Here is a 12,607-nt window from a genome sequence, read left to right on the forward strand (position 1 = left end):
CAAGCAGTTTACAAAGGTTTGGCGTTGTTTGAGTGACAAGACAACACAAAATGGCTCAATAGAGCACAGAGTACGCAACTCGATTTGATTACACAGCTTCCAAGTTTGTTAAATAACGACAAGTTTATTGACAAGGTGAGGACATACCTAAATGAATGTAGGTAATGATAGTCACCTTGCGCAAATGTCATCTTGAAAAGCAGCAGTCGCTTCGCGACGCAATATGCTTCGATGAATTTGCACGATTAATGTCTGGCGACCTTAGCGACACGGTACCACCTGATCCCATTCCGAACTCAGAAGTGAAACGTGTTAGCGGCGATGGTAGTGTGGGGTTTCCCCATGTGAGAGTAGCACATCGCCAGACTCCCATTTAGAATAAAGCCACCTTAATAGGGTGGCTTTTTTCGTTTCTGAAGCCTGTAAAATAACCGCGTATATATCGAAAATTATTAAGGTGGCCTTATTCTAAGCGCTGCCGCGCAATTGCACCCCAAGGGAAACCATACTCATCGAGTGTTATGCAATACCTGTCCATGTAATAGGCAACTAGGTGTCACACATTCATGTGGCTATCTCCAGCCCGACATCCATGTCGGTCGTGCGCTCGGGCGGAACTGCGTTCCTAAAACACCCTCGCTTACCCCCATGTGAGAGTAGTATTCATGCCCACGGCCAGTGCGCCAGACTCCAATTAGAGAAAGGGCTATCCGAAAGGGTAGCTCTTTTTTGCATTTACAGACTTTACATCTTAGGCGGATATCTCCATCACAGTTGGATAGCCCTTACTCTAAGCGCTGCCGCGCGAAATCTACTCCCGCAGTCAACCGTCACAAAGTGGATTCCCAGCCTCAAGCACAGCTTGAGTCGTTCAAACGGCTGGAGCGATGCTCCAGAGAGCCCCGTTTTCACCCCCATGTGAGAGTAAAGAAATGCGCTAACCTGTAGCACGGGCTTCAGCCCGTGGAATGCTGCTCTACTTAACGAAGCACCTTTATGCACATTGATATAGGTAGCGTTCCTTCTAAGCGCTGCCGCGAAAGAACCATCTCGCAGAGAAACCTAACCCATCTAGTGTCATGCAATGCCTGTCCATGTAATACTCTCGTAAGATACTGTTAGGTGTTACACATCCCTGTGGCTGCACCTAGCCCGACATCCATGTCGGTCGTGCCCTCGGGCGGAACTGCGTTCCTAAAACATCCTCGCTTACCCCCATGTGAGAGTAGAGAAACGCGCAAACCTGTAGCATGGGCTTTAGCCCGTAAAACTCCCCACCAGCATAAATACCAGCCTATAACCTCGAATCCCCTCCCTTTATGCAACTGTCTTACGGGTAAACGAACATTTTAATTTCATAATAAATCGTTTTTTGTCATAGTAGATGCGGGATTACAAAAATAACAATTGGATTAAAAATGAAAAAATTCTTTAAGTGGACTGGCATATTACTTTTGTCCGTTATTTTAATAGGTAGTGCTCTGGCTACTCATGAATGGTATGCCAAGAAACCTATTTTCTTTAGAGCTTTTCTAGATCGTACTTTAATTAAAGTTGCACTAGATAACCCTGAGCTTTTAACGTCAATTGGCGTATTAGATTCAATGGGTTTTAAAGGCCACAATGCAGAGTTAAATAATGATAGTTTAGAAAAAGCAGATGAAATGTTTGAACTTATGAAACAAGTTCGAACCACCTTACTGTCTTATTCTGATGATTCTTTAGATGAATCACAGCGTTTATCAAAAGAAATTGCGCTTTACTTATTAGATGCGGGCGTTGCTTCTGAGGCATATAGATTCCATAACTATCCTGTTAATCAATTATTTGGTTTACAAAGTGATTTTCCAAGTTTTATGGATTCTCAACATCAAGTTAATACTGTAGAAGATGCAGACAACTATATTTCTAGATTGCATAAAGTTGACGTTAAATTTGCACAGAATATGGAAGGGTTAAAAGTACGTGAGCAGAAAAATATTATTCCTCCGCGCTTTGTAATTGACCGAGTTCTAGATGAAATGCAAGCATTTGTAGATTCAGCTCCAGAAGAAAATATTCTTTATACGTCGTTAGAAAAGAAATTAAATGACGCAAACGAAATTGAAAGTAGCGAAAAAACGCGGGTATTAAACGAAACGGCTAAAGTCATTACGTCGCATGTTTACCCTGCTTACCAATCGTATATCGACTATTTCGAGAAATTAAAAAGTAAAGCAGGAACAGATGACGGTCTTTGGCGTTTAGAAGGTGGTGACATAGCCTATCAGCAAGCGTTACAGTTTTTTACCACGACAAATTATTCAGCTGACTTTATCCATGAAACTGGCTTGGCAGAAGTAGAACGCATTCAAGGGCAGATATTAACCATTCTTGAATCTGAAGGATTTGATGTTTCGCAAGGTTTCACTACCGCTATTGAAGCTCTCAAAGCAGATGAGCAGTTTTATTATCCAGATACTGATGAGGGGCGCGCGCAAATACTCGCCGATTATCAAGTTATACTCGATGAAATTAACGCCTCTATGGGAGAGGTCTTTAACGTTCTGCCAAAAGCAGGAATGGAAGTGAAACGTATTCCTGAATTTAAGGAAAAAACTGCGCCTGGTGCTTATTATCAACAACCTTCAATGGATGGTTCAAGACCTGGTGTATTTTATGCCAATCTTTATGATATTAAAGCGACCCCTAAATATGGAATGCGCACTTTGGCATATCACGAAGGTATTCCAGGACATCATTTTCAAGTGAGTATTTCCATGGAACTTGAAGGTTTGCCTATTTTCAGAACCTTATCGCCATTTACTGCTTACACCGAAGGATGGGCGTTATACGCTGAGCGTTTAGCATGGGAATTAGGATTTGAAGAAGACCCTTATGACAACATAGGGCGCTTGCAAGCTGAGTTATTCAGAGCTGTACGACTAGTTGTCGATACCGGAATACACGCAAAACGCTGGACCAGAGAAGAAGCAATTGAGTACATGCTAAACAACACTGGAATAGCAGAGAGTGACGTGGTGTCTGAGATAGAACGTTACATCGTTATGCCTGGTCAAGCCACCTCATATAAAGTAGGTATGATGAAAATATTAGAACTGCGGGAAAAAGCGAAAGCAGCGTTAGGTGACAAATTTGATTTATCCGAATATCACGATGTGGTGTTAAAAAATGGCGCTGTACCTTTGGATATTTTAGAGCGCCTTGTTGATCAATACATACAAACAAAATCTAAATAAGCATTAAGTAGTTAAATTTCAAACATGCTTTGTGCAAGGGTCTGTAATGACTTTTCACAAAGCATTTTTTGTGGTTTTTTAAGCGCAAATCAAAATTAGTCCTTTGGTCCTTTTGGACGACTTTCTATATCGGACAAAACTCTCTCCACATACTTTTCAATTTTCACCAGTTATGCGACTAATTGATCATTTTGGTGCAAAAAAAGTTAGCTAGACCGCAATTGTCCACTTTTTTTGAAGGCATTCCGCTGGTTCATCATTTGCATAAGTAAAGATAATAACATCATGAATTGCGTGCTCTTAAGTAATTATAAGGCTATCGAAATTGGAAAATATTTTAGCGTTTGTTGAAGCCGTTTTGGACCAGTCACCGGTTTGGTCGATTGTTGTGTTGGTTATTGGCAGCCTATTTTTGATACTTTGGTTAGTTAAACGCGGTATTTTCTTTTATTTAAGAAGATTGTCCAATGTGAGTAGATTTACCTTGGATACCATTTTATTGGACTCCGCCAGTCGACCAATTACATTAGTTATCATAGCTGCCTCTTTATTACTGGGAAAACTCGTTTTAGTGCGATTGGTTGATGATGTTAGTGCTTTTGAAGAGTCATTTTCTGTTGTTAGTAAACTTGCTCTTATATTAGCAATCATTACTTTTGCAGATAAATTTAGTCGTGAAAGTTTATATCGTTACTCAAATAGCTCACCAATGCTAAGAAGCAGTGGGAATTTAATAAGAGGAACGGCAAGAGTTATCATTTATGCGATAGGCTCGCTCATTGTATTGAGCACACTTGGTATATCCATCACGCCGATCGTTGCTTCCCTTGGGATTGGATCTCTTGCAGTCGCGTTGGCATTACAGCCTACTCTAGAAAATTTTTTCTCTGGTATCCAAATGTTAGCAGATAAACCGATTAGAGTGGGGGACTACATTGAACTGGACTCAGGAGAACAGGGCTTCGTTGAAAAAATAGGTTGGCGCTCGACATGGATTAAAATGCTGCCTAATAACATTGTAATAATGCCTAACAGCCTAATGGCTCAGTCCAAAATAATTAATTACTACTACCCTGAAAAACAATTGTCTGTTCCAGTAGATGTAGGTGTGCACTATGATTCTGATTTAGAACATGTGGAAAGAGTGACGTTGGAAGTAGCAAGAGAAATATTAAAAACCCATAAATGGGGTATTGATGATTATGAAACCTTTGTTGTGTTCCACACTTTTGATAATTCCAGTATTAATTTTACGGTGATGCTCAGAGCTCAAGAGTACTTTAATCGATTTTTTATTAAATCCGAATTTATTAAAGCATTACATCGACGCTTTGCAGAGGAGGGCATCGTTATACCATATCCAATTCGTGCGATTAATGTAACCCAAGAAGGCAGTTTAGAAGCCGTTTCTAAAACAAGTTTTATTGACCAAAACGCGTAGGGGTTGACGTTGTTATGATGAATGAGACGAAATTACTGTTCATTTATTCAACACCGAACTTGAAATAGCTTAGATGATTATGACATTGTAGGACAAATTACATTAATCGGCTCTTGCACGTATGGATATGTCCGCAGTTTCTCTTTCCCCCACTTACTTGTTAACCGTTGCTGCTTTTTCTGTTTTTGCATTATTAATCCTAATTGTTAAATTCCGAATACATGCCTTTGTCGCATTAATTTTAGTGAGTTTGTTTACTGCGATTGCTGCCGGAATCCCCACTGAAATGCTGCTTCCTACGTTGATGCAAGGGTTTGGTGGAACATTAGCTTCAATAGCATTACTCGTTGGTTTAGGGGCAATGATTGGCAAAATTCTTGAAGTTAGTGGAGGGGCACAGATACTTGCTGAAACACTAATTGCACGATTTGGCGAAAAAAGAGCGCCATTTGCGCTAGGTGTTGCTTCCTTATTATTCGGCTTTCCGATCTTTTTTGATGCCGGATTAATTGTCTTAATGCCAATTATTTTTAGTGTGGCAACACGTTTTTCCGGATCATTACTACTTTATGCCCTGCCATGCGCTGGCGCTTTTGCCGTGATGCATGCCTTTGTCCCTCCGCATCCCGGACCTGTTGCGGCCGCAGGTTTCCTAGGCGCTGATATAGGATTACTACTAATAGTCGGTCTCGCGATCGCCATTCCAACTTGGTTTTTAGGATCATATTTGTTCGCGCTTTATTGTGGCAAAAAATTTCATATTCCAGTGGATAATCGAATATTTGGGCAACAACCTCAGGTTACTGGAAATTCACAACCAAAATTTACCACGGTGCTTTTTATTCTATTGTTGCCTGTGTTATTAATTTCATTTAACACAATTTTGAATACCCTAATTGCCACTGGTTCGGTGAATAGTCAAAGTACCGCTGTTCAAATATTTATTATTATTGGTCAAACACCGATTGCGTTACTTATCACCCTGGTATGCAGCTTAATTATATTTGCGAAACCGTTTGGTGCGAAAAAATTGGAACAAATGTGTGGCGATTCTTTAGCTCCTATCTGTGCAATTATTTTGGTGACGGGGGCAGGTGGAATGTTTGGCGGCGTACTGCGAGCAAGCGGAATAGGCGATTCCTTAGCTTCGTTAATGGCCGATACCGGAATGCCAATCATCATTGCGTCTTTTATTATTGCGACTAGTCTTAGAGTCGCTCAAGGTTCTGCTACTGTAGCACTGACCACTACTGCGGCATTAGTTGCGCCAATGGTGTCCGTGTCGCCTGATTTGAGTTCATTAGATTTATGTTTCATCGTTATTTCAATCGCCGGGGGATCGACCGTGCTTTCTCATTTTAACGACTCGGGTTTTTGGTTGGTTAGTCGTTTATTAAATCTTGATGTCAAAACAACGTTTAAAACGTGGACCGTCATGGAAACGCTTTTAGGTACAATCGCGTTTGTGTTTGCGGCGATATTAAGTTGGATTTTTTAGTCCAAAAAACTTTGAGTCGTTACTTTAAGGGACGGTCTTCACGCAATAATCCATACATGTCCATGTCGTGGAAATCATCGTTCCAATAACATTTCCCTCGTAACGTTCCTTCTAATTTGAATCCGAGTTTTTTTAACAATGAACCGGAAGGAATATTTGACGGTAATGCTAACGCTTCAATTCTGTGTACATAAAAGTGGAAGTCGGAGGAAAAAATATAATCTATGATTTTTGCAACAGCCTCTGAAGCGAAACCTTTCCCCCAGTTGTTTTGACTTATTTCATATCCAATTACAGCACTGTGATCATATTTGTTCCAGTGAGTAAAACCACATGAACCAATATATTCCCCCGTTTCTTGTTCTCTTATCGCCCAGCGTATGCCGCTATCGGTTGAAAATCGAGAGTCGAAGTAGTCAACTAACTTATCAGCTTCATTAATATGTTTGAATAGCTCAACATCATAATGCTCAACTACTTTAGGATCTGAAAAAACATCGAATATGGCTTGCCTGTCAAGTTTAGTTAGCTGGTCTAGTTTAAGTCGCGGGGTATCAAATACTGGAAATGTTTTTATTTGCATTGTTACGTCTAAGTGGCTTACATATTCTGTGTCTATTATTAACCAATTACAGGATTATGCAATCGACCAAGAAATTAGCCATAAAAAGTCAGCCACAAAAAAGCCGGCTTATATCGCCGGCTTTCTTTTATTATGGTCTGATTATGACTCTTTACTGCGGCTAGCGCGTTTTCTTTCATTCTCAGTTAGTAACTTCTTACGAATACGAATGCTCACTGGCGTCACTTCTACTAATTCATCGTTATCGATAAACTCAAGCGCTTGCTCTAGTGACATTTTAATTGGTGGAACTAGAGTTTGTGCTTCATCAGTACCAGACGCACGAACGTTAGTTAACTGCTTACCTTTTAGTGCGTTAACGGTTAGATCGTTATCGCGACTGTGGATACCAATTACCATTCCTTCGTAAACTTCAACACCGTGACCGATAAATAAACGACCACGCTCTTGCAAGTTAAACAATGCATTGGTTAACGCTTTACCGGTAGCATTGGCAATCAATACACCATTTTTGCGTTGACCAATAGAGCCGCCTTTGTGCGGTCCGTAATGATCGAATGTGTGATAAATCAAACCAGAGCCTGATGTCATGGTCATAAAGTCGGTTTGAAATCCGATTAAACCACGGCTTGGGATCATAAAGTCCATACGGATACGGCCTTTTCCATCCGGAGACATATTGGTTAGCTCACCCTTACGAAGACCGATTTGCTCCATCACTGAGCCTTGATGCTCTTCTTCAGCGTCAATAGTCAAGGTTTCAAAAGGTTCGTGGGTTTCACCGTCAATTTCTTTCAAAATTACTTCTGGACGTGAAACTGCTAATTCGTACCCTTCACGACGCATATTTTCAATCAAAATACCTAGGTGTAATTCACCACGACCTGAAACGCGGAATTTATCCGGATCTTCAGTTTCTTCTACTTTCAATGCGACGTTATGTACTAATTCATTTTGCAAACGCTCAAGAATGTTACGTGAGGTAACGTATTTACCTTCTTTACCTGCAAACGGCGACGTGTTCACTTGGAATGTCATCGTTACTGTCGGCTCATCAACCGAAAGTTGCGGAAGTGCTTCAACTGCACTTGGGTCACAAATAGTGTCTGAAATTTTCAATTCACCTAAGCCGGTAATTGCGATGATGTCGCCTGCTTGTGCCGAATCGACTTCGTGTCTTTGCAAGCCTAAGTAACCTTGTACTTGGCCAACTTTACCATTTCGTTTCGTGCCATCAGCCATGACGATAGTTACTTGTTGGTTAGGTTTAACAGCACCACGAGTTACACGACCAACACCAATTACACCCACATAAGAGTTGTAATCAAGTTGCGAAATTTGCATTTGGAAAGGACCTGCAGGGTCAGCGTTTGGCGCTTCAACAACATCAACGATTGTTTGGAACAAATCTGTCATGTCTTCCGCTTTCTGGTCTGCTTCTCTTGTTGCCCAACCATTTAATGCTGATGCATAAACAACTTGGAAATCTAACTGATCATCTGTTGCACCTAAGTTGTCAAACAAATCAAATACTTGATCCATTACCCAATCAGGACGAGCACCAGGCTTATCAATCTTGTTGATAACAACGATTGGTTTCAAACCCTGCGCGAACGCTTTTTGGGTAACAAAGCGTGTTTGCGGCATTGGGCCTTCTTGTGCATCAACCAAAAGAAGTACAGAGTCAGCCATAGACATTACGCGCTCCACTTCTCCACCGAAATCGGCGTGTCCTGGAGTGTCGACGATATTAATACGGTAATCATTCCAGTTAATTGCTGTGTTTTTAGCAAGTATGGTAATACCACGTTCTTTTTCTATGTCGTTAGAATCCATTACACGTTCTTCGGCTTCGCCTCTGCTCTCCAAAGTGCCTGACTGTTGCAACAACTTGTCTACCAAGGTCGTTTTTCCATGGTCAACGTGCGCAATGATTGCAATGTTTCTTAATTTACTAATATCTTTCATTTTGTTCGGTAAGCCTGTACTTAAAATATGCTCTGGGAGTGCCATCTTTTACCCAATGCTTTCATTGGAGTTGCCGAGGGTTGCGTTTGGGCGCGGATTATACAGGTAATTAGTGAGCAGTGCCCCTTTTATTTGTAATCTTCCAAAACTATCCAAAGATTTATACCGAGCCGGCTAAAAAAAGCCGTGTCACTGATGATTTAATCGTGAAATTTTCTGGATCGAAAAGTACTAGAAGGCACTTTGAAAGTGCACTTTTGCACCATGATGAAGAAAAAGTTGATTTTTAACTAACAAGCTACTTTGTTAAGTGATTGAAACTAATGAATTTAATATTGATTGTTGTGATTGGAATAATTATTGCTTTGTAAAGTTCAGCGTAAGTGGCACTAATATATTTAGTGTAGATTATTGCACTCAATACATAATGACGTGATCTGCTAAAACGTATGATTGACGTCAGGCAACGAAGCCCACACAATTTTCCTATAATTGGAAGATCGAGTGGGTTTTTTTTTGTTCTTTTAAAAGCAAATCCTGTTTTAGGTAATACCAAATGAATGCTGAAAAATTTAATCTCTTGTCCTTTACCGGCAAAATGAAAACCTTACATCTTTCCTGGATGGCCTTTTTTATCACGTTTGTGGTGTGGTTCAATATGGCACCGCTAAAAGAGGCAATTGTGGACGGCGTTGGTCTGACTCTCAGCGAATGGAAAACGTTGTTGATAATCAATGTCGCATTAACCATTCCTGCTCGCGTATTAATAGGTTCGCTTACCGATAAGTTTGGACCGAGATTAGTTTATTCAACATTGTTGGCAATATGTTCGATACCTTGTTTTGCATTTGCCCTAGCTGATAGTTTCGAGCAGTTACTCATTGCAAGATTTGCCATGGGCTGTATTGGTGCAGGTTTTGTGGTTGGAATACGCATGGTCAGTGAGTGGTTCCCACCTAAAGAGTTGGGTACTGCAGAAGGTGTATATGGCGGCTGGGGTAATTTTGGTTCAGCAGCAGCTGCATTTTCATTGCCTACTATTGCATTATTGTTTGGCGGCGAAAACGGTTGGCGCTATGCAATTGGTATCACCGGCTGTATGAGTCTAATTTTTAGTTTCATTTACTACAAAAACACCACAGATACCCCTAAAGGTTCGACTTATTTCCGCCCTAAAAACCTCGGTGGACTTGAAGTTACCAGTGTTAAGGATTTTTATTTCCTATTGTTAATGAAAACGCCAATGTACTTGGCATTGGCACTACTCAACTGGAAGCTTTCTCCAAACGGTGTGTCGTTGTTAACAGACGAAGTTGTAGTAATTATTTATGCGGCACTTGTGGTGCTTTATGTATTTGATGTTTATAAAACCTATCAAGTAAACAAAGATGTCTTTGTCACTCCGGTTCCGGATATTCACAAGTACGAATTTAAACAGGTGGCAGTATTAAATATTCTGTACTTCGCCACTTTTGGATCTGAATTAGCTGTGATTTCAATGCTACCGGCATTTTTTGCTGAGACCTTTTCATTGAATATGGCGACGGCAGGTTTGCTGGCTGGTATGTATGCATTCATGAACTTAATGTCTCGCCCAGGTGGCGGTTTAATCTCTGACAAATTTGGACGCAAGCCAACACTGCTAATTCTAACGGCTGGCCTAGCGCTTGGCTATTTTGCGATGAGTTTTATTGATGTAACTTGGCCTATTTGGTTAGCGGTAATTGTGGTTATGGCTTGTTCTTTCTTCGTGCAGTCAGGTGAAGGTGCTGTATTTGCAGTTGTGCCGTTGATTAAGCGTCGTTTAACCGGACAAATCGCAGGAATGACAGGGGCATATGGTAACGTCGGAGCAGTAGTGTATCTAACTATTTATTCTCTGGTTGAAACCTCAACCTTCTTCTTGGTTATCGCGGGAACCGCGGTGTTGGGTTTTGTGGCGCTGCTGTTTATGAAAGAGCCTAGCGGTACTATTACAGAAGTGAGAGAAGACGGTAGTGTTGAGCTGATTAACGTCACATAATATGTATAACCTATTTTTTATTCAGGTATTTTAACTTGGAAAAACTTCACCTCGAATTTGGTGGCTATTCAACGGCAGGCGTTAAAGATGAAAATCAAGACGCTTTTGCCGCCTGGTTACCAAAAGGCGGGCAATTGTCGAGTAAAGGGGCCGTAGCGACAATTGCTGATGGTGTGAGTTCATGCAGCAAAGCCAAAGAAGCTGCAATCACATGTGCTACTAACTTTATCCAAGACTACAGCCAAACTCCCGAAACCTGGACGGTGAAACGTGCGGCTACACGAGTACTACAGGGATTAAATCGCTGGTGTGCAGGTCAACATGAATATGCGCTAGGTGGTCATAGTCAAATGGTAACCACCTTTAGTGCACTGATATTCAAATCAACCACTTCATTTTTATTTCATGCCGGCGACAGTAGAATTTGTCGTTTACAAAATGGCGATTTTGAACAGCTCTCAACCGATCATCATGCGCGATTTGGCAATAAAAAAGTCCTCAGCCGCGCGATCGGAATCGAAGCAAATTTAGAAGTGGACTTTTGCTCGTTTGAGCTAGCTAAAAACGATTTGTATATTTTAACCACCGACGGCGTACATGAGTTTATTGGCGCAAAACAAATCCAACAAATGCTACTGAACTGGTTAGAGAATCCAACACAATCATTGGAGAGCTTGGCCAAAAATATCGTCGAGAAGGCTTTGGCCGCAGGAAGTGACGATAATTTGAGTTGTTTACTTGTTCACGTCACTCAACTTCCTCAGGCAGATGTCAACGAATACCACCGTCAACTCACCCGATTGGCAATGCCCCCAGCACTACAAGAAGGCATGAAGCTAGAAGGATATCGTGTCCTTGAACAAATATTTAATGGCACACGAAGCAGCTTGTACAAAGTCATAAAAGAAGACACACAGGAACTTTTTTGTTTAAAGACGCCTTCTCAATATTTCGTTGATGATCCTGTTTATTTAGATGGATTTTTACGCGAAGAATGGATAGGTCAAAAATTAAAACACACGAACATAATGCGTATTACTCCGAGGTTAGATAATGCCAAGTTTATGTATCACGTGTGTGAATATATTGAAGGACAAACCCTTCGTCAGTGGATGTTGGATAACCCTCAACCTTCAATTCTCGAAGTTCGTAGCATCTTGAAACAGTTAGTCGCGGCGCTTCGAGTGTTCCAAAGACAAGATATGGTGCATCGAGATATCAAACCAGAAAATGTAATGATAACCAAATCTGGCGAAGTAAAACTGATTGATTTTGGAACTGTTTTTGTAGGCGCAATGGCTGAAACTCAGCCATTGTTGGAGGAACATGTGCCGGTGGGATCGGTAAATTACGTAGCACCAGAATATTTACTTAAAAATCAGTTTGATTTCCGTTCAGACTTATTTTCAGTGGCTGTTGTTTGTTATGAAATGCTAACCGGCGCATTACCCTTTAAAAATTACGATACACAAAACCCATCATCAATGAATGTCGAAAATTGGCAATATATATCGATTAGAAAACGCAGGCAGGAACTGCCACAGTGGCTAGATATCGCATTGGCCAAAGGTCTGGCGATTAATCCTGACTTGCGGTATCAGGCATTTTCAGAATTTTTAATGGATGTGACTAAACCTAATACGGCAATGTTAAATCAAATTGAACATCGACCTTTGATTCAACGTCACCCACTGACGCTTTTCAAAATAATTGCAGGAATCGAATTCCTTATCATTATTTGGTTAATCATCAGCAGTGGGTAGTTCAAAAAGACATTGCCCCATAATAGTTAAAAAATGCACCATTACATAGCAGCCCAAGAGCGTGGATAAATTGCGAAATTAATTAACTTATT

At 40.8% G+C, this 12,607-nt stretch carries 7 protein-coding genes and 1 rRNA gene; 6 read left to right on the forward strand and 2 right to left on the reverse strand.

The window, feature by feature from the left end; all coding sequences use genetic code 11:
- Nucleotides 1-251 precede the first annotated feature (251 nt).
- The 4 genes from rrf to GLIP_RS11625 all read left to right on the forward strand — a co-directional run bounded on the left by rrf (nucleotide 252) and on the right by GLIP_RS11625 (nucleotide 6,178).
- Nucleotides 252-367: ribosomal RNA gene (gene rrf / locus GLIP_RS11610) — 5S ribosomal RNA — on the forward strand.
- Between the two features lie 1,051 nt (nucleotides 368-1,418).
- The gene (locus GLIP_RS11615; protein WP_008844823.1) at nucleotides 1,419-3,239 is read left to right on the forward strand and encodes a DUF885 domain-containing protein; all 1,821 of its coding nucleotides are present in this window, start codon (nucleotides 1,419-1,421) and stop codon (nucleotides 3,237-3,239) included.
- 325 nt (nucleotides 3,240-3,564) lie between these two features.
- Nucleotides 3,565-4,680 (forward strand): mechanosensitive ion channel family protein, encoded by a 1,116-nt coding sequence (locus tag GLIP_RS11620; protein WP_008844824.1) that lies wholly within the window; start codon nucleotides 3,565-3,567, stop codon nucleotides 4,678-4,680.
- 121 nt (nucleotides 4,681-4,801) lie between these two features.
- Nucleotides 4,802-6,178, forward strand: a complete 1,377-nt coding sequence (locus tag GLIP_RS11625) for a GntP family permease (protein ID WP_008844825.1) — start codon at nucleotides 4,802-4,804, stop codon at nucleotides 6,176-6,178.
- A gap of 19 nt (nucleotides 6,179-6,197) precedes the next feature.
- Here the strand turns inward: GLIP_RS11625 and GLIP_RS11630 are convergent, their stop codons facing one another.
- Together GLIP_RS11630 and typA are read right to left on the reverse strand one after the other, a co-directional pair.
- Nucleotides 6,198-6,761, reverse strand: a complete 564-nt coding sequence (locus GLIP_RS11630) for a GNAT family N-acetyltransferase (protein ID WP_008844826.1) — start codon at nucleotides 6,759-6,761, stop codon at nucleotides 6,198-6,200.
- Between the two features lie 141 nt (nucleotides 6,762-6,902).
- Nucleotides 6,903-8,729, reverse strand: coding sequence for a translational GTPase TypA (gene typA, locus GLIP_RS11635; protein WP_040522768.1), 1,827 nt, complete (start codon nucleotides 8,727-8,729; stop codon nucleotides 6,903-6,905).
- Between the two features lie 556 nt (nucleotides 8,730-9,285).
- On the opposite strand from typA, the gene GLIP_RS11640 reads away from it, so the two are divergent.
- Together GLIP_RS11640 and GLIP_RS11645 are read left to right on the forward strand one after the other, a co-directional pair.
- Nucleotides 9,286-10,752 carry a NarK family nitrate/nitrite MFS transporter gene (locus GLIP_RS11640; protein ID WP_008844829.1) on the forward strand — a complete coding sequence of 489 codons (1,467 nt, stop codon included), beginning with the start codon at nucleotides 9,286-9,288 and terminating at the stop codon, nucleotides 10,750-10,752.
- A 35-nt stretch (nucleotides 10,753-10,787) separates the two neighbouring features.
- Complete coding sequence (locus GLIP_RS11645) at nucleotides 10,788-12,515, forward strand: bifunctional protein-serine/threonine kinase/phosphatase (RefSeq protein WP_008844830.1); 1,728 nt, start codon at nucleotides 10,788-10,790, stop codon at nucleotides 12,513-12,515.
- Nucleotides 12,516-12,607 lie beyond the last annotated feature (92 nt).

Source organism: Aliiglaciecola lipolytica E3, from assembly GCF_000314975.1.
Lineage (GTDB): Bacteria > Pseudomonadota > Gammaproteobacteria > Enterobacterales > Alteromonadaceae > Aliiglaciecola > Aliiglaciecola lipolytica.

Coding starts and splice junctions, on each gene's coding strand:
- GLIP_RS11615 (WP_008844823.1), top strand. CDS start 1,419: ATGAAAAAATTCTTTAAGTGGACTGGCATATTACTTTTGTCCGTTATT.
- GLIP_RS11625 (WP_008844825.1), top strand. CDS start 4,802: ATGGATATGTCCGCAGTTTCTCTTTCCCCCACTTACTTGTTAACCGTT.
- GLIP_RS11630 (WP_008844826.1), bottom strand. CDS start 6,761: ATGCAAATAAAAACATTTCCAGTATTTGATACCCCGCGACTTAAACTA.
- typA (WP_040522768.1), bottom strand. CDS start 8,729: ATGAAAGATATTAGTAAATTAAGAAACATTGCAATCATTGCGCACGTT.
- GLIP_RS11640 (WP_008844829.1), top strand. CDS start 9,286: ATGAATGCTGAAAAATTTAATCTCTTGTCCTTTACCGGCAAAATGAAA.